This window comes from Streptomyces sp. NPDC037013 (assembly GCF_055607265.1).
Genome location: NZ_JBVJRV010000003.1, coordinates 488,007 through 506,083, shown reverse-complemented (window position 1 = coordinate 506,083; position 18,077 = coordinate 488,007). Strand labels below are relative to the sequence as shown.

The 18,077-nt window shown below is 73.4% G+C and carries 16 protein-coding genes; 14 read left to right on the top strand and 2 right to left on the bottom strand.

Annotation, left to right across the window (positions count from 1 at the left end):
• Nucleotides 1-148: 148 nt before the first annotated feature.
• Both ACZ7DY_RS12190 and ACZ7DY_RS12185 read right to left on the bottom strand, forming a co-directional pair.
• Complete coding sequence (locus tag ACZ7DY_RS12190) at nt 149-964, bottom strand: DUF3097 domain-containing protein (protein ID WP_471133428.1); 816 nt, start codon at nt 962-964, stop codon at nt 149-151.
• Between the two features lie 35 nt (nt 965-999).
• Entirely contained in the window at nt 1,000-1,734 is a 735-nt protein-coding gene (locus ACZ7DY_RS12185) for an MBL fold metallo-hydrolase (protein ID WP_471134532.1), read from the bottom strand.
• A gap of 214 nt (nt 1,735-1,948) precedes the next feature.
• Here ACZ7DY_RS12185 and hrcA point away from each other — a divergent pair, with 214 nt between their 5' ends.
• From hrcA to ACZ7DY_RS12115, 14 genes are all read left to right on the top strand, one after another.
• Nucleotides 1,949-2,965, top strand: a complete 1,017-nt coding sequence (gene hrcA, locus ACZ7DY_RS12180) for a heat-inducible transcriptional repressor HrcA (protein ID WP_471133425.1) — start codon at nt 1,949-1,951, stop codon at nt 2,963-2,965.
• The gene (gene dnaJ / locus ACZ7DY_RS12175; protein WP_471133422.1) at nt 2,966-4,105 is read left to right on the top strand and encodes a molecular chaperone DnaJ; all 1,140 of its coding nucleotides are present in this window, start codon (nt 2,966-2,968) and stop codon (nt 4,103-4,105) included. It abuts the gene before it with no gap.
• 290 nt (nt 4,106-4,395) lie between these two features.
• Complete coding sequence (locus ACZ7DY_RS12170) at nt 4,396-5,469, top strand: nitronate monooxygenase (RefSeq protein WP_471133419.1); 1,074 nt, start codon at nt 4,396-4,398, stop codon at nt 5,467-5,469.
• Nucleotides 5,466-6,206: a 16S rRNA (uracil(1498)-N(3))-methyltransferase gene (locus ACZ7DY_RS12165; protein WP_471133416.1), complete on the top strand. Its 741-nt coding sequence runs from the start codon at nt 5,466-5,468 to the stop codon at nt 6,204-6,206. Before ACZ7DY_RS12170 ends, ACZ7DY_RS12165 begins: the two co-directional genes overlap by 4 nt.
• A 21-nt stretch (nt 6,207-6,227) precedes the next feature.
• The gene (locus tag ACZ7DY_RS12160; RefSeq protein WP_471133414.1) at nt 6,228-6,620 is read left to right on the top strand and encodes a VOC family protein; all 393 of its coding nucleotides are present in this window, start codon (nt 6,228-6,230) and stop codon (nt 6,618-6,620) included.
• 103 nt (nt 6,621-6,723) lie between these two features.
• The gene (locus ACZ7DY_RS12155; RefSeq protein WP_471133411.1) at nt 6,724-7,305 is read left to right on the top strand and encodes a hypothetical protein; all 582 of its coding nucleotides are present in this window, start codon (nt 6,724-6,726) and stop codon (nt 7,303-7,305) included.
• Between the two features lie 82 nt (nt 7,306-7,387).
• Nucleotides 7,388-10,612, top strand: a complete 3,225-nt coding sequence (locus ACZ7DY_RS12150; RefSeq protein WP_471133408.1) for a S41 family peptidase — start codon at nt 7,388-7,390, stop codon at nt 10,610-10,612.
• 75 nt (nt 10,613-10,687) lie between these two features.
• The gene (locus ACZ7DY_RS12145; RefSeq protein ID WP_471133405.1) at nt 10,688-11,041 is read left to right on the top strand and encodes a histidine triad nucleotide-binding protein; all 354 of its coding nucleotides are present in this window, start codon (nt 10,688-10,690) and stop codon (nt 11,039-11,041) included.
• 14 nt (nt 11,042-11,055) lie between these two features.
• Nucleotides 11,056-11,961 carry a ribonuclease Z gene (locus ACZ7DY_RS12140; RefSeq protein WP_471133402.1) on the top strand — a complete coding sequence of 302 codons (906 nt, stop codon included), beginning with the start codon at nt 11,056-11,058 and terminating at the stop codon, nt 11,959-11,961.
• A 33-nt stretch (nt 11,962-11,994) separates the two neighbouring features.
• On the top strand, nt 11,995-12,996 hold the full coding sequence (locus tag ACZ7DY_RS12135) for an adenosine deaminase (RefSeq protein ID WP_471133399.1): 1,002 nt from the start codon (nt 11,995-11,997) through the stop codon (nt 12,994-12,996).
• A gap of 152 nt (nt 12,997-13,148) precedes the next feature.
• A complete protein-coding gene (locus ACZ7DY_RS12130; RefSeq protein ID WP_471133397.1) occupies nt 13,149-14,336 on the top strand; it encodes a macrolide family glycosyltransferase in 1,188 nt (395 codons plus the stop codon).
• 92 nt (nt 14,337-14,428) lie between these two features.
• Nucleotides 14,429-15,721, top strand: coding sequence for a glucarate dehydratase family protein (locus tag ACZ7DY_RS12125; protein WP_471133394.1), 1,293 nt, complete (start codon nt 14,429-14,431; stop codon nt 15,719-15,721).
• Nucleotides 15,722-15,798: 77 nt separating this feature from the next.
• Nucleotides 15,799-16,902 carry a carbohydrate kinase family protein gene (locus ACZ7DY_RS12120; protein ID WP_471133391.1) on the top strand — a complete coding sequence of 368 codons (1,104 nt, stop codon included), beginning with the start codon at nt 15,799-15,801 and terminating at the stop codon, nt 16,900-16,902.
• 156 nt (nt 16,903-17,058) lie between these two features.
• Nucleotides 17,059-18,075 carry a PhoH family protein gene (locus ACZ7DY_RS12115; protein WP_471133389.1) on the top strand — a complete coding sequence of 339 codons (1,017 nt, stop codon included), beginning with the start codon at nt 17,059-17,061 and terminating at the stop codon, nt 18,073-18,075.
• Nucleotides 18,076-18,077 lie beyond the last annotated feature (2 nt).

Genomic DNA, 18,077 nt, shown 5'->3' with positions numbered 1-18,077 from the left:
AAAGGCGCTAGCGTTTGCTCGGTGCTCCGTTCGCACAAACCCCCACGTCCCCTCCCGTCTCGTACGCGCCTGCGACCCGGCGGGGGCAGCTGCCGCCGGCAGTCGCTGCCCCGGCCCCGCACGGGGGAGCCCCCCGCCCCCCCGGGGCTCAGGGGAGGGTGATGAAGTCGATTAGTTCTTCTACGCGGCCCAGGAGCGCCGGCTCCAGGTCCTTGTAGCTGCGCACCGAGCCCAGGATCCGCTGCCACGCGGCCCCCGTGTTCTCCGGCCAGCCCAGCGCCGCGCAGACCCCCTTCTTCCAGTCCTGGCCCCGCGGCACCCGTGGCCAGGAGGCGATGCCGACCGAGGACGGCTTCACCGCCTCCCACACGTCGATGTAGGGGTGGCCCACCACCAGCGCGTGGTCGCTGGTGACCGACGCGGCGATGCGGGACTCCTTGGAGCCGGGGACCAGGTGGTCCACGAGGACGCCGAGCCGTGCGTCGGGGCCGGGGGCGAATTCGGCGACGATCGCGGGGAGGTCGTCGATGCCCTCCAGGTACTCGACGACGACGCCCTCGACGCGCAGGTCGTCGCCCCAGACCCGTTCGACGAGTTCGGCGTCGTGGCGGCCCTCCACGTAGATGCGGCCCGCGCGGGCGACCCTGGCGCGCGCGTTCGGGACGGCCACGGAGCCGGACGCGGTGCGCGACGGGCGTACCGGGGCCTGGGCCGTGGGGCGGACCAGCGTGACCGGCCTGCCCTCCAGGAGGAAGCCGCGCGGCTCCATCGGGAAGACGCGGTGCTTGCCGAAGCGGTCCTCCAGCGTCACCGTCGGGCCCTGCGCCGTCTTCTCGCAGCGGATCACCGCCCCGCAGAACCCCGTGCTCAGCTCCTCGACCACGAGGCCGGCGTCGGCCGCCACCTCGGGCACGGGCTTGGGCTTCTTCCAGGGAGGCGTGAGATCGGCGGAGTACTGGCGCATTCTGCCGACGATAGGAAGAGCGGACCCGCTCGTCCTCACGACACGCCGAAGCGGGCCGCCAGTGTGGCGCGTTGTGCGCGGACGAAGGCCGCGTCGACCGCCGCGCCGTGCCCCGGCACGTACACCGCGTCCTCGCCGCCCAGTTCCAGGAGCCGGTCGAGCGCCGCCGGCCAGTGCCGGGGTGCCGCGTCCTCGCCGGCCTGCGGTTCGCCGGACTCCTCGACCAGGTCGCCGCAGAAGACGACTTCCCGCCCGCCGTCGGTGCCCGGCACAAGGACCACCAGGTCGTGGGCGGAGTGCCCGGGTCCGATGTTGGCGAGCAGGACCTGCGGGCCGCCGAGGTCCAGCGTCCACTCCCCGCACACCGCGTGGTGCGGATGGACCAGGAGGTCGGCAGCCTCGGCCGCCGCGTCCGCGTCGAGGCCGTGCCGTACCGCGTCCGCCCGCAACTCCTCGCGGCCGTGTGTGAGGACCGTCTCGATGCCCACCGCGCCGTACACCTGCACGCCCGCGAAGGCCGGCGCCCCGAGGACGTGGTCGAAGTGCGGGTGTGTCAGCGCGAGGTGCGTCACACGGCGGGCGCCGCCCATGATCGTGCGGGCCCGGGTGCGCAGGGCCGCGCCCTCGGCCAGGCTCGACCCCGCGTCGATCATGAGGGCGGCCTCGTCGCCGACGACGAGCCCCACCGTGCAGTCCCAGACGGGCAGTCGGCACCGTCCCACGCGCGGGGCGAGCCGTTCCCAGCCCGCCGCTTCCCATCCCGGCGTCACGTCCATACGGTGACGCTATCCGTACGGGCGGTGTCCGGCAGCCGCTGCCCGGCGCTCCGGCACGACACAGGAGGGTCCGCCCTTGCCGGGCCCGTACCCGGCGGCCGTACACTGACCTCTGGAAAGGCTGGCACTCGCCCTCGGTGAGTGCCAGGCGGGGGCTCGGGGGAAGCCGGGGCCCGTCGCGAACGACGGACAGCTGGAGGTGTGCGCGATGCTCAGTGAACGCAGGCTCGAAGTGCTGCGCGCCATCGTCCACGACTATGTCGGGACGGAGGAGCCGGTCGGATCGAAGGCGCTCACCGAGCGGCACCGCCTGGGGGTCTCCCCGGCCACCGTCCGCAACGACATGGCCGCGCTGGAGGAGGAGGGGTTCATCGCCCAGCCCCACACCAGCGCCGGGCGCATCCCGACGGACAAGGGCTACCGGCTCTTCGTCGACAAGCTCGCCGGCGTCAAGCCGATGACGGCGCCCGAGCGTCGGGCCATCCAGAACTTCCTCGACGGCGCCGTCGACCTCGACGACGTGGTGGGGCGCACGGTGCGGCTGCTCGCGCAGCTGACGCGGCAGGTCGCCGTCGTGCAGTACCCCTCGCTGACGCGGTCGACGGTGCGGCACGTGGAGCTGCTCTCGCTGGCTCCCGCGCGGCTGATGCTCGTACTGATCACGGACACCGGGCGGGTCGAGCAGCGCATGATCGACTGCCCGGCGCCGTTCGGCGAGAGCGCGCTCGCGGATCTGCGGGCGCGGCTCAACAGCCGGGTCGCGGGCCGCCGCTTCACGGACGTGCCGCAGCTGGTGCAGGACCTGCCGGAGGCCTTCGAGACCGAGGACCGCGGCACCGTCTCGACGGTCCTCGCGACCCTCCTCGAGACGCTGGTCGAGGAGACCGAGGAGCGGCTGATGATCGGCGGCACCGCCAATCTCACCCGCTTCGGACATGACTTTCCCCTCACCATCCGGCCCGTCCTCGAGGCCCTCGAGGAGCAGGTCGTACTCCTCAAGTTGCTTGGCGAGGTGCAGGATTCGGGCATGGCCGTACGGATCGGTCACGAGAACGCCCATGAGGGACTCAGCTCTACGTCCGTGGTCTCGGTCGGCTACGGTTCGGGCAGCGAGGCAGTAGCCAAGCTCGGCGTGGTCGGACCGACCCGCATGGACTATCCGGGAACGATGGGAGCAGTACGCGCAGTGGCACGTTACGTCGGACAGATCCTGGCGGAGTCGTAAGTGGCCACGGACTACTACGCCGTACTCGGCGTGCGCCGCGACGCTTCCCAGGACGAGATCAAGAAGGCCTTCCGGAGGCTGGCGCGTGAGCTTCACCCGGACGTGAATCCGGATCCGAAGACTCAGGAGCGCTTCAAGGAGATCAACGCCGCGTACGAGGTGTTGTCGGACCCGCAGAAGAAGCAGGTCTACGACCTCGGCGGCGACCCGCTGTCCCAGGCGGGCGGCGGCGGAGGCGCGGGTGGCTTCGGCGCCGGCGGCTTCGGCAACTTCTCCGACATCATGGACGCGTTCTTCGGGACGGCGTCGCAGCGCGGGCCGCGCTCGCGCACGCGCCGCGGCCAGGACGCCATGATCCGTCTGGAGATCGACCTCGAAGAGGCGGCCTTCGGGACCACCAAGGACCTCCAGGTCGACACGGCGGTCGTCTGTACGACCTGCAGCGGTGAAGGTGCCGCGCCGGGGACGTCCGCCCAGACGTGTGACATGTGCCGCGGTCGCGGTGAGGTGTCGCAGGTCACGCGGTCCTTCCTCGGTCAGGTCATGACGTCGCGGCCGTGCCCGCAGTGTCAGGGCTTCGGGACCGTCGTCCCGACGCCGTGCCCCGAGTGCGCCGGTGACGGCCGCATCCGGTCGCGGCGGACGCTCACCGTGAAGATCCCCGCCGGTGTCGACAACGGCACCCGCATCCAGCTCGCGGGCGAGGGCGAGGTCGGCCCCGGCGGCGGCCCCGCCGGCGACCTGTACGTCGAGATCCACGAGCTGCCGCATGCGGTCTTCCAGCGGCGCGGCGACGATCTGCACTGCACCGTCACCATTCCGATGACGGCGGCGGCGCTCGGCACGAAGGTGCCGCTGGAGACGTTGGACGGCCTGGAGGAGATCGACATCCGGCCGGGCACGCAGTCCGGTCAGTCGGTGCCGCTGCACGGCCGTGGCGTCACGCATCTGCGGGGCGGCGGCCGCGGCGACCTCATCGTGCACGTCGAGGTGCTCACGCCGACCAAGCTCGACGCCGAGCAGGAGCGGGTGCTGCGGGAGCTGGCGCAGCTGCGGGGCGAGGAGCGGCCCACGGGGCAGTTCCAGCCGGGGCAGCAGGGGTTGTTCTCCCGCCTCAAGGACGCGTTCAACGGGCGGTAGCGCCTTGAGCGGTGACTTCGGCCCCCGGCGACGGTTCGTTCCGCTGCCGGGGGCTTCGTCGTCCTCCGCGGGTGCGTGGGGGCTGGTCGCGCAGTTCCCCGCGCCCCTAAAGACAACCGTCCCGCGCCCCTAAAGGGGCCGCGCAGCGGCCTTCAGGGGCGCGGGGAACTGCGCGAGCAACCCGGGACGGCCCGCAGCCGCCGGTGGGTGACCGCGGCAGACGGGGCGGCGCACGCCCGGTGCGGGGTGCGCGATTCGGTGCGGGGTGAGGCGCGTGGCACGATGCGTGCATGAGCTCCGCACTGACCGATCTCTGCCGCCATCCGATCGTGCAGGCCCCCATGGCGGGTGGGGCCTCCGGTCCGCAGTTGGCCGCGGCCGTCGCCGAGGCCGGCGGGCTCGGGTTCCTCGCCGCCGGGTACAAGACCGCCGACGGGATGTACCAGGAGATCAAACAGCTGCGCGGGCTGACCTCACGGCCGTTCGGCGTCAACCTCTTCATGCCGCAGCCCGAGTACGCCGACGCCGCCGCCGTCGAGGTCTACCGCAGCCAGCTCGCCGGCGAGGCGACCTGGTACGAGACGCAGCTCGGCGACCCGGACAGCGGGCGCGACGACGGGTACGACGCCAAGCTCGCGATCCTGCTCGACGACCCGGTGCCGCTCGTCTCCTTCACCTTCGGCTGTCCCACCCGCGACGTCCTCGACGCCTTCGCGCGCGTCGGTACCCTGACCGTCGTCACCGTCACCACGGCCGAGGAGGCCCAGACCGCCCAGTGGGCCGGCGCGGACGCCGTCTGCGTGCAGGGCGTCGAGGCGGGCGGCCACCAGGGGACGCACAAGGACAACCCCGAGGCCGACGGTGCCGGGATCGGGCTGCTCTCCCTGATCACGCAGGTCCGCGAGACCGCGCAGATCCCGCTGGTCGCCGCCGGCGGGCTGATGCGGGGCGCGCAGATCGCCGCCGTCCTCGCGGCCGGCGCGGAGGCGGCGCAGCTCGGCACCGCGTTCCTGGTCACCCCTGAGTCGGGCGCCAACCCCCTGCACAAGCAGGCCATGACCAATCCGCTCTTCGTGCGGACCGAGCTGACCCGGGCGTTCTCCGGCCGCCCCGCGCGCGGCCTCGTCAACCGCTTCATGCGGGAGCACGGCCCGTACGCCCCCGCCGCCTACCCCCAGGTCCACCACCTCACCAGCGGTCTGCGCAAGGCCGCGGCGAAGGCCGGTGACGCGCAGGCCATGGCGCTCTGGGCCGGACAGGGCCACCGGCTCGCCAGGGAGCTGCCCGCCGGACAGCTGGTGGAGGTGCTCGCGGCCGAACTGGCCGAGGCGAAGGCCGCGTTGACGGAAGGCGGTGCCGCGTGACCGCCCCCGTCTTCGTCGTCCATGACTTCACCGCGGGCGGCGACGGACGCCTCGTGCTGGACGGGCCCGAGGGCCGGCACGCCGTCTCCGTGAAGCGGCTGCGCGCCGGTGAGGACGTCGTCCTGACCGACGGCGCCGGCCGCTGGGCGCCGGGCGTGGTCGCCGCCACCGAGGGCAAGGACAGGCTGGTCCTGGAGCTGGGCCCGGTGGCCGAGGAGGCCCCGCAGTCGCCCCGTATCACCGTCGTGCAGGCCCTGCCCAAGGGCGACCGCGGCGAGCTGGCCGTGGAGACCATGACGGAGACCGGCGTCGACGCCGTCGTCCCGTGGACCGCCTCGCGCTGCATCACGCAGTGGAAGGGCGAGCGCGGTCTCAAGGCGCTCGCCAAGTGGCGGGCGACCGCGCGTGAGGCGGGCAAGCAGTCGCGCCGCGTCCGCTTCCCGGAGGTCGCCGACGCCGCGTCGACCAAGCAGGTCGCCGCCCTCCTCGCGGACGCCGACTTCGCGGCCGTCCTGCACGAGGAGGGCAGCGAACCGCTGGCCACGGCGGACCTTCCGGCCGCCGGGCACATCGTGCTGGTGGTCGGCCCCGAAGGGGGCGTCGCCCCGGACGAGCTGGCGGCCTTCGCGGCGGCCGGCGCCAAACCGTACCGGCTCGGGCGCAGTGTGCTGCGCACCTCGACGGCCGGGACGGCGGCGACCGCGCTGCTGCTCGGGCGCACGGGCCGCTGGTCGTGACCGAACCCTCTGGAGGCTGTCGTGGAACTCGCCCAAGTCCGGCTGCTCGTCACGGACTTCACCGCCTGCTACCGCTTCTACGGTGAAGTGCTGGGCCTGAAGCCCCAGTCGGGCGCCGAGGAAGGGCCGTACGAGAAGTTCAGCCCGGCCGCCGGTTCCGCGGGCATCGCGCTGCAGGACCGGGCGATGATGGCCGGACTCCTCGGCGAGCTGGCCGATGAGGCGACCGGGCACCGCTCGCTTGTGGTGCTGCGGGTCGACGACCTGGACGCGTACTGCGCGCAGATCGTGGGACGCGGCGCCGTCCTCGCACACGGGCCCGCCCCCCTCACCGACCGCATGCGGGTGGCCCACCTCAAGGACCCCGAGGGGAACGTGGTGGAGCTCCAGGAGTGGCTGCTGCTCCGCGGCTGACCTCCCCGCCCGCGCGCCCGGGCCCGCGGATTCCCGGACGTACGGGGGCACATGGCCGCAAGCGGTCTATCGCACCGGCGCGTGCGGTGGCACTCTGCCGCCCATGGGGGCATCAAGGCGATTGCGCGGCCGGGGCGCGGCGGCCCGGCGTCCTGCTCTGCTGTACGCCGTCGGGCTGGCCGGCGCCGCCGTGCTCGGCGTCGCCGCGTGCGATCCGGTGGACGGCGGGCTGAACACCTCCGCGGTGGCGCTCACCACCGACCAGGTCGGGACCAGGGCGCTGGAGCGGCAGCACGCCGACGTGGCGTGGCTCAGCTGCACCGCCCGCTTCCGGGCCAAGGCCACCCCGCGCGACGGGAACGGGTCCGGGCGGTCCGGGGCGGCGGTCGACGTGGACTGCCGGGGCGAGACCGACGGCGGCAAGGACATCACCATCAAGGGCACCGTGCGCTCCCTCGTCGACGGGGACTGCGTGCGCGGCAACCTCAGGGCCACGGTGGACGGCAGGCAGCGGTTCCGCGTCGACGTCCTCGGCGACTGCGGGGGCGGCAAGCCGTCCGGCCCGCCCACCTCCCACCGGCCGCCGCCCTCCCACGGGCAGCCCGCCCCCACCGCCACCGTCACCGTGACCGTCACCGCGGACCCGCCGCCCCAGCCGACCTGCACCTGCCTGCCCGGCAAATGAGACGGCGGCGCGTCCGGGCGGCCCCCGGGCAAGTGATCCGAACCGCTCCCGGGCCGCCCGGCGCCTGCCTAGGCTGGTCGCCGTGACAGAGGCAGCGCACTGTGCGTATCTCCGGTTCCCGCACGTCCACGGCGAGTTGACCGTCTTCACGGCCGAGGACGACGTCTGGGCCGCGCCCCTCGACGGTGGCCGCGCCTGGCGGATCAGCGCCGACAACATGCCCGTGAGCCACCCGCGCATCTCCCCGGACGGCACCACCGTCGCCTGGACCTCCACCCGCGACGGAGCCCCCGAGGTGCACGTCGCACCACTCGACGGCGGCCCGTCCCGGCGCCTGACGTACTGGGGCAACCCGAAGACCGCAGTCCGCGGCTGGACCCCCGACGGGCGGGTCCTCGCCGTCAGCGCCGAGGGACAGGCCTCGCTGCGCCGCACCTGGGCGCGGGCCGTGCCGCTCGACGGCGGACCCGCGGACACCCTGCCGTACGGCGTGGTCGGCGACGCGGCGCACGGGCCCGACGGGCAGGTGCTGCTGCTCTCCGCCCCGATGGGCCGCGAGGCCGCCTGGTGGAAGCGGTACCGGGGCGGCACCGCGGGCAAGCTGTGGATCCGGCGGCCCGGCGGGGACGACGAGCCCCCCTTCGTACGCGTCCACGAAGAGCTCGAAGGGAACATCGAGTACCCGCTCTGGGCCGGCGAGCGCATCGCCTTCCTTTCCGACCACGAAGGCGTCGGAGCCCTCTACTCCTCGCTGCCCGACGGCTCCGACCTGCGCGGGCACACGCCCGTCGACGGCTTCTACGCGCGCCACGCCGCCACCGACGGCACCCGCGTCGTCTACGCGTCGGCCGGTGAACTCTGGCTCCTGGACGACCTGTCGGGCGCCGCGCCGCGCCGCCTGGACGTCCGGCTCGGCGGCCAGCGCACCGATGTGCAGCCGCACCCCGTCTCCGCCGCCCGCTGGTTCGGCGCCGCCGCGCCCGATCACACGGGACGCGGCAGCGCCGTCTCCGTGCGCGGCTCCGTGCACTGGGTCACGCACCGCGAAGGCCCCGCCCGGGCCCTCGCCGCCGAGCACGGCGTCCGCGCCCGGCTGCCCCGCACCTTCCGCGTCCAGGGCGAGGAACACGTCGTCTGGGTCACCGACGCCGAGGGCGACGAGGCGCTCGAATTCGCCCCGGCCACCGGCACCGCGCCCGGCGCCACCCCCCGCAGGCTCGCCGCCGGACAGCTCGGCCGGGTCCTCTCCCTCGCCATGGCCCCCGACGGCTCCCGCGCCGCCGTCGCCTCGCACGACGGCCGCGTCCTGCTCGTGGAGCGGGAGAGCGGCGAGGTCCGCGAGGTCGACCGCGGCGACGACGGCGAGGCCACCGGACTCGTCTTCTCGCCCGACTCCGCCTGGCTCGCCTGGTCGCATCCGGGACCGCGCCCGCTGCGCCAGCTCAAGCTCGCCAACACCGCCGACCTGTCGGTCTTCGAGGCGACCCCGCTGCGCTTCAGGGACTACGCGCCCGCGTTCACCCTCGACGGCAAGCACCTGGCGTTCCTCTCCGCCCGCGCCTTCGACCCGGTCTACGACGAGCACGTCTTCGACCTCGCCTTCGTCGGCGGCTGCCGCCCGCACCTGATCACCCTCGCCGCGGCCACCCCGTCCCCCTTTGGCCCGCAGCGGCACGGCAGACCCTTCGACGCGCAGGACGGCGCGGGCGGCGAGACGCCCGAGAGCGAGGGCGCCCCCGTCACCCGCATCGACTTCGACGGACTCGCCGACCGCATCGTGCCCTTCCCCGTCGAGGCCGCCCGCTACAGCACGCTGCGGGCCGCCAAGGACGGGCTGCTCTGGCTGCGCCACCCGGTCCGCGGCGTCCTCGGCGCCTCCCGCGCCACCCCGCACGACCCCGACCCGAAGACGGAGCTCGAGCGGTACGACTTCGCCCGGCACCGCGTCGAGGAACTCGCCGCGGACGCCGACCACTTCGCCGTCACCGGCGACGGCAAGCGGGTGCTGCTGTGGACCGACGGCAAGCTGAAGGTCGTCCCCGGCGACCGGCGGGCCTCCGGCGACGAGGACAGCGACTCGAACCTCACCGTCGACCTCTCCCGGGTCCACCACACCGTCGACCCGGCCGCCGAGTGGCGCCAGATGTACGAGGAGACGGGCCGCCTCATGCGGGACAACTTCTGGCGGGCCGACATGGGCGGCGTCGACTGGGACGCCGTCCTGGACCGCTACCGCCCCGTCCTCGCCCGCGTCGCCACCCACGACGACCTCGTCGACCTGCTGTGGGAGGTGCACGGCGAACTCGGCACGTCCCACGCGTACGTCATCCCCGGCGGCGCGGGCGGCGCCCACCGCCAGGGGCTCCTCGGCGCGGACCTCTCGCGTGGCACCGACGGCCTGTGGCGCATCGACCGCATCCTGCCCTCGGAGACCTCCGACCCGTCCGCGCGGTCGCCGCTCGCCGCGCCCGGCGTCGCCGTCCGCCCCGGGGACGCCGTCATCGAGGTGAACGGCCGGCCCGTCGACCCGGTCGCGGGGCCGGGCCCGCTGCTCGTGGGCACCGCGGGCAAACCCGTCGAGCTGACCGTCTCGCCGTCCGGCGGCGGCGACCCGCGGCACGCCGTGGTGATCCCCGTCGACGACGAGGAGCCGCTGCGCTACCACGCGTGGGTCGCCGGCCGGCGGGCGTACGTCCACGAACGCTCCGGCGGCCGCCTCGGCTACCTCCACGTGCCCGACATGCAGGCGCCCGGCTGGGCGCAGATCCACCGCGACCTGCGGATCGAGGTGGCCCGCGAGGGCCTGGTCGTGGACGTGCGGGAGAACCGCGGCGGGCACACCTCGCAGCTCGTCGTGGAGAAACTGGCGCGCCGCGTCGTCGGCTGGGACCTGCCCCGCGGCTCGCGCCCCCTCAGCTACCCCATGGACGCGCCGCGCGGCCCCGTCGTCGCCGTCGCCAACGAGTTCTCCGGCTCAGACGGCGACATCGTCAACGCCGCGATCAGGGCGCTCGGCATCGGCCCCGTGGTGGGGACGCGCACCTGGGGCGGCGTCGTCGGCATCGACAGCCGCTACCACCTGGTCGACGGGACGCTGGTGACCCAGCCGAAGTTCGCGTTCTGGCTGGAGGGCGAGGAGTGGGGCGTGGAGAACCACGGGGTCGACCCGGACGTGGAGGTCGTCGTCACCCCGGAGGACCACGTGGCGGGCCGCGACCCGCAGTTGGACGAGGCGGTGCGCATCGCGCTGGCCGCGCTGGCCCAGAACCCGGCGAAGAAGGCGCCGACGGTGCCCGGCGGCCGGTGACCTTGCCCCGGCTCGCGGACCGGCGGCCGATAGCATGCCGGAGGTACTGATCTTTTCCGTTCTAGGAGGCGGCCCATGGCGGGCGAAGCGCAAAGCGACTGCCTGTTCTGCAAGATCGTCGCGGGTGAGGTGCCGGCGACGATCGTCCGGGAGTCCGAGACGACCGTGGCCTTCCGCGACATCAACCCGCAGGCGCCCACCCATGTCCTGGTGATCCCCAAGGCGCACCACCCGGACGCCGCGTCGCTCGCCGCCGCCGAGCCGCAGGTCGCCGCGGACGTGCTCCGCGAGGCGGGCGAGGTCGCCGCCCAGGAGAAGGCCGACAGCTACCGCATCGTCTTCAACACCGGGTCCGGCGCCGGCCAGACCGTCTGGCACGCGCACGCGCACGTCCTGGGCGGCCGCGGCCTCCAGTGGCCGCCCGGATAGCGGGGCCGCACTCCTTGTCCGTACGTGAACTGGTGGTGCTCGGCACCGCGAGCCAGGTCCCGACCCGCCACCGCAACCACAACGGCTACGTCCTGCTCTGGGACGGCCAGGGCATCATGTTCGACCCCGGCGAGGGCACGCAGCGCCAGATGCTGCGCGCCGGGGTCGCCGCCCACGACCTGCACCGGATCTGCGTCACGCACTTCCACGGCGACCACTCCCTGGGCCTCGCCGGGGTGATCCAGCGCATCAACCTCGACCGGGTCCCGCACCCCGTCACCGCCCACTACCCGGCGTCCGGACAGCACTTCTTCGACCGGCTGCGGTACGCGACGGCCTACCGCGAGACCGTTCCCCTCGGTGAGGTGCCGGTCGCCGCGGACGGGCCGCTGGCCGTGACGCCCTCGTACACCCTCGACGCGGCGAAGCTCTCGCACCCCGTCGAGTCGTACGGCTACCGCCTCACCGAGCCCGACGGGCGCCGGATGCTGCCCGAGCGGCTCGCCGCGCACGGCATCAAGGGCCCCGACGTCGGACGGCTCCAGAAGGAAGGCCGTCTCGGCGCCGTCACCCTCGACGAGGTCAGCGAGGTACGGCGCGGGCAGCGCTTCGCCTTCGTGATGGACACCCGCCTCTGCGACGGCGTGCACGCGCTCGCCGAGGGGTGCGACATGCTCGTCATCGAGTCGACCTTCCTCGACGAGGACGAGCGGCTCGCCACCGACCACGGGCACTTGACGGCGGGTCAGGCAGCCCGGGTGGCGATCGACGCGGGTGTGCGCCACCTCGTCCTGACGCATTTCAGCCAGCGCTACCCCGACCCGTCCGCCTACGAGCGCCAGGCCCGCGCCGCCGGCTTCGAGGGCGAACTCACCGTCGCCCGCGACCTGTTGCGCGTCCCCCTGCCCAAACGACTCTGAACCACCCCTCCCCGAACCGAACGAGACCGCACCATGCCGATCCCCAAGGCCGAACTCCACCTCCACATCGAAGGCACCCTCGAACCCGAGCTGGCCTTCGCCCTCGCCGCCCGCAACGGCGTCGAACTGCCCTACGCCGACACCGAAGAGCTGCGCAAGGCCTACCTCTTCGACGACCTGCAGAGCTTCCTCGACCTCTACTACAGCCTGATGGCGGTGCTGCGCACGGAGGCCGACTTCGAGGAGCTCGCCGACGCCTACCTCGCCCGCGCCGCCGCGCAGGGCGTGCGGCACGCGGAGATCTTCTTCGACCCGCAGGCGCACACCGCGCGCGGCGTCCCCATCGCCACCGTCATCGAGGGCCTCTCCCGCGCCCTGGACCGCGGCGAGGAGCGGCACGGCGTCTCCACCCGCCTCATCATGTGCTTCCTGCGCGACCAGTCCGCCGAGTCCGCGATGGAGACGCTGGAGGCCGCGAGGCCCCACCTCCACCGGATCATCGGTGTCGGCCTGGACTCCGCCGAGGTCGGCCACCCGCCGGTCAAGTTCAAGGAGGTGTACGAGGCCGCCGCCGCCCTCGGCCTGCGGCTCGTCGCGCACGCCGGCGAGGAGGGCCCGCCCGCGTACATCACCGAGGCCCTCGACGTGCTGCGCGTCGAGCGCATCGACCACGGGCTGCGCTGCATGGAGGACCCGCAGCTGGTGGAGCGCCTGGTCCGCGACCGCGTGCCGCTCACGCTCTGCCCGCTCTCCAACGTCCGGCTGCGCGCCATCGACGTGCTCGAGGAGCACCCGCTGGCCCGGATGCTGGACGCCGGCCTGATGTGCACGGTCAACTCCGACGACCCGGCCTACTTCGGCGGATACGTCGACGACACCTTCCACGCGGTGCGCGAGGCGCTCGGCCTCGACCAGGAGCGGCTGCGCGCCCTCGCGCGGAACTCCTTCGAGGCGGCCTTCCTCGACCGGGACGCGGCGGACGAGGCGCTGCGGGCGCGCTACCTCGCCGAGGTCGAGGCTTATTCGTTCGACTGACCGCCGGGCGCGGGGTTACGGTCTCGGCATGGACACCATCGCGCAGATCTACGGCTGACACGGCCCTCGGGCCCCCGCCCGCCCCTCTTCGGGGCCGTGGCGGCGGGCCGCCGTGTCCGCATCCGTAGCTCTCCGTCCGCGAAGGAACTCCCATGTCATCTCGCCGACCTGCCCCTCGTCGTGCCCACATCGCCATGATCGGCGTCCCGATGGTCAGCCACGTGCTGCCCGGCCTGGAGATCATCCGTGAGCTGGTGGCGCGCGGCCACCGCGTGACGTACGCCAACGACCCGGCCACCGCCGGGCTGATCGAATCCACCGGCGCCGAACTCGTCCCGTACGACTCGACGCTGCCGTTCCGCGACAACATCTGGCCCGAGGACCCGATCGAGGCCAGTGCGCTCTTCCTCGACGACGCGATGGCCGTCCTGCCCCAACTCCACGCGGCGTACGACGACGATCCCGCCGATCTGTACCTGTACGACATCGGCGCGTACGTCGCCCGGGCGCTCGCCGAGGCCCAGGGCCGCCCGCTCGTACAGCTGTCGCCCACCTTCGTGGCGTGGGGCGGCTACCAGGAGGACGTCGGGGCGGTCCTCGCCCGGCTGCCGGGTGCCGCCGCCCTGGAGGCCCGCTTCAAGGAGTGGCTCGCCGGATGCGGGGCCACCACGACGGACGTCGGGGAGTTCTCCGGCGTCCCGCCGCGGGCCCTCGCCACCATCCCGCGGGCCATGCAGCCGCACGCCGACACCGTCGACGCCGGACGCGTCGACTTCGTCGGACCCTGCGTCGGGGGCCGCGCGGCCACGGAGAGCTGGACGCGGCCCGAAGGGGCGGAGAAGGTGCTCCTGGTCTCGCTCGGCTCCGCGTACACCGTGCGGCCGGAGTTCTACCGGAGGTGCGTCGCCGCGTTCGGCGAGCTGCCGGGGTGGCACGTCGTGCTGCAGATCGGCAGGCACGTGGCCCCCGCGGAGCTGGGCCCCGACCTCCCGGCCAACGTGGAAGTCCGCTCCTGGGTCCCGCAGTTGGCCGTGCTCGAACAGGCCGACGCCTTCATCACCCACGCCGGCATGGGCAGCAGCTCCGAAGGGCTCTACACCGGTGTCCCGATGATCGCCGTGCCGCAGGGCGCCGAGCAGCCGATGAACGCGGACCGGCTGGTCGAGCTGGGCGTCGCGCTGCGCCTGGACACGGACGTGACCGCGGACGTCCTGCGGGCGGCGCTGCTTCGGTTGGTGGCGGATCCCGATGTCGCGCGCAGGTCCGCCGAGTTGAGGGCCGAGGTCCGCGCCGAGGGCGGGGCGCGGCGGGCGGCCGACCTGATCGAGGCGGGGCTCTAGCGGTCCCGGGCCGTGGGCCCCGGGTCCATCGCCGGGCCCGGGGTCCGCGGCCCATTGACGCCACCTGGTTCGCATACCTAGTCTCCGTTCTCATGCATGGACAGAGTCTCGTCATCACGGACGTCCGTCTCACCCCCGTCCTCGTCGCCGACCCGCCGCTCCTCAACACCCAGGGCGTCCACCAGCCCTACACCCCGAGGCTCATCGTCGAGGTGGTCACGGCCGGTGGCGTCAGCGGGATCGGGGAGACGTACGGGGACGGGAAATACCTGGACCTCGCGCGTCCGCTCGCCGAACGTCTCGTCGGGCACCCGGTCTCCGACCTGAACGCCCTGTTCACACTCGCGGACGAAGTGGCCGTCGACGCCGCACGGATCGACGACTCCGTGGACGTCGGCGGACTGCGCGGCGTGCAGACCGCCGACAAACTCCGGCTCTCCGTCGTCTCCGGCTTCGAGGTGGCCTGCCTCGACGCCCTCGGCAAGACGCTCGGACTGCCCGTGCACGCACTCCTCGGCGGCAAGGTGCGCGAGTCCGTGGAGTACAGCGCGTACCTCTTCTACAAGTGGGCCGGACACCCCGGGACCGAGGCCGACACCTGGGGCGCGGCCCTGGACCCCGCCGGGATCGTCGCCCAGGCCCGGCTCTTCGCCGAGCGGTACGGCTTCTCCTCCTTCAAGCTCAAGGGCGGCGTCTTCCCGCCGGACGAGGAGACCGCCGCCATCCGCGCCCTCGCCGAGGCCTTCCCCGGCCGGCCGCTGCGGCTCGACCCCAACGGCGCCTGGTCCGTCAAGACTTCGCTGAAGGTCGCGGCCGAACTCGGCGACGTACTCGAATACCTGGAGGACCCGGCGCTCGGCACGCCCGCCATGGCCGAGGTCGCCGCCCGCACCCGCGTGCCGCTCGCCACCAACATGTGCGTGACCACCTTCGAGGAGATACCCGCGGCCTTCGCCCGGAAGGCCGTCCAAGTGGTCCTCTCCGACCACCACTACTGGGGCGGACTGCGCCGCACCCGCGAACTGGCCGCGGTCTGCCGAACGTTCGGGGTGAGCGTCTCCATGCACTCCAACACCCACCTGGGGATCAGCCTCGCCGCCATGACCCACGTGGCCGCGACCGTGCCCGGCCTCGACCACGCCTGCGACACGCACTACCCGTGGCAGGCCGAGGACGTGCTGACCTCACGCCCGCGCTTCTCCGGCGGCAGGGTCGCCGTCACCGACACCCCGGGACTCGGCGTCGAACTCGACCGCGACCGGCTCGCCGCCCTGCACGCGCGCTGGCTGGACGACGACTTCCGCGCCCTGCGCGAGCGGGACGACGCGGCGGCGATGCGGGCGGCCGACCCGCGGTGGACGACCCCTGCGGTGCCGCGCTGGTAGCGCCCCGCGCGCGTCCCCCGACGTGCCGCGCGGGGAACCCCGGGCCTGTCACGGGGTTCGTCCGTTACGTTGCCTGCATGGTCGTACCAGCACAGCCCACCGTCGACCCGCTGAAGGCTGCCCGCAGGGCCGGTGACCCGGACTGCGACGTCTACCTCACCGGCACGGTGTTCCTCGACATCATCTTCACCGGCCTCGACTCCGCGCCCGTGCGCGGCACCGAGTCCTGGGCGCGCGGCATGGGGTCGAGCCCCGGCGGCGTCGCCAACATGGCGACCGCGCTCGCCCGGCTCGGCCTGCACACCTCGCTCGCCGCGGCCTTCGGCGACGACCACTACGGGGAGTACTGCTGGGACGCCCTCGAACAGGGCGAGGGCATCGACCTCACGCCGTCGAGGACCGTCCCCGGCTGGCACTCCCCGGTGACGGTCTCCATGGCGTACGAGGGCGAACGCACCATGGTGAGCCACGGCCACGAGCCGCCCCCGGACGCCGCCGCACCCGACGGCGGCGCCCCCTCGTGCCCGCCCCGCGCGCGGGCCGCCGTCGCCTCGCTCACCCCCGGCACCAGCGCCCCGTGGATCGCCCAGGCGGCGCGCAGCGGCACCCGCATCTTCGCCGACGTCGGGTGGGACGACACCGGCCGCTGGGACCTGGCGGGCCTGCCCGACCTGCGGCACTGCGAGGCGTTCCTGCCCAACGCGGAGGAGGCCATGCGGTACACGCGCACCTCCTGCCCGCGCGCCGCGGCCCGCGCGCTGACCGAGCACGTGCCGCTGGCGGTGGTGACGCTCGGCGCGGAGGGCGCGTACGCGGTGGACGGGCGGACCGGCGAGACGGCCGAGGTCCCGGCCATCGAGGTCGAGGCGCTCGACCCCACCGGGGCCGGCGACGTCTTCGTCGCCGGGTTCGTCACGGGCACGCTGGCCGGCTGGCCCCTCGCGGACCGGCTCGCCTTCGCCGGACTGACGGCGGCGCTCTCCGTCCAGGAATTCGGCGGCTCCCTCTCCGCGCCCGGCTGGGCAGAGGTGGGCGCCTGGTGGCGCCGCGTGCGGGAGGTCGAGGACCAGGACCCGCTGGCCCTGCGCAGGTACGCCTTCCTGGACGGCCTGCTGCCCGCGACGAACCGTCCGTGGCCGCTGCGGCGGGCGGTGCCGACGATCGGCTTCAGGTCGGCGTAGCGGCGGGCCCGCGCCCGCCAGGGGGCGCCGGGAGCCCCGTGCCGGGAAAAGTCCTACGGGCGACCGGGCGGCCCGTCGTACCCTTGACGCAGCAAGGCTGTCACGCGGCCACCAAGCCCCGCACGAGGAGGATGAGCAGGCCTTCAGAGCCGGCCCATGACTCAGACACCCACGACTCACACCGACGCGCAGAACCAGGCCCGAGCCCACTTCACCGTCCCCGCCAGCCACCCGATGGTGACGGTCCTCGGCTCCGGCGACGCCCTGCTGCGGGTGATCGAGAAGGCCTTCCCGGCGGCCGACATCCATGTCCGGGGCAACGAGATCAGCGCGGTGGGCAGCGCCCCCGAAGTCGCCCTGATCCAGCGCTTGTTCGACGAGATGATGCTGGTGCTCCGCACCGGTCAGCCGATGACGGAGGACGCAGTGGAACGCTCGATCGCCATGCTGAGGGCGGACGAGAACGGCACGGGCGGGGAGGAGACCCCCGCCGAGGTCCTCACGCAGAACATTCTCTCGTCCCGGGGCCGCACCATCCGCCCCAAGACCCTCAACCAGAAGCGGTACGTCGACGCGATCGACAAGCACACCATCGTCTTCGGCATCGGCCCCGCCGGTACGGGCAAGACCTACCTCGCCATGGCCAAGGCCGTGCAGGCCCTGCAGTCCAAGCAGGTCAACCGCATCATCCTGACCCGCCCCGCGGTGGAGGCCGGCGAGCGCCTCGGCTTCCTGCCCGGCACGCTGTACGAGAAGATCGACCCGTACCTGCGCCCGCTCTACGACGCCCTGCACGACATGCTCGACCCGGACTCGATCCCGCGCCTGATGGCGGCCGGAACGATCGAGGTCGCTCCGCTGGCGTACATGCGTGGCCGCACGCTCAATGACGCGTTCATCATCCTCGACGAGGCGCAGAACACCAGCGCCGAGCAGATGAAGATGTTCCTCACCCGCCTCGGCTTCGACTCGAAGATCGTCATCACCGGTGACATCACCCAGGTCGACCTGCCCGGCGGCACCAAGAGCGGTCTGCGCGAGGTCCAGCGGATCCTCGACGGTGTGGAGGACATCCACTTCTCGCGGCTCACCTCCCACGACGTGGTCCGGCACAAGCTGGTCGGCCGTATCGTCGACGCGTACGAGCAGCACGACAGCCGCAACGGGAAGTAGAC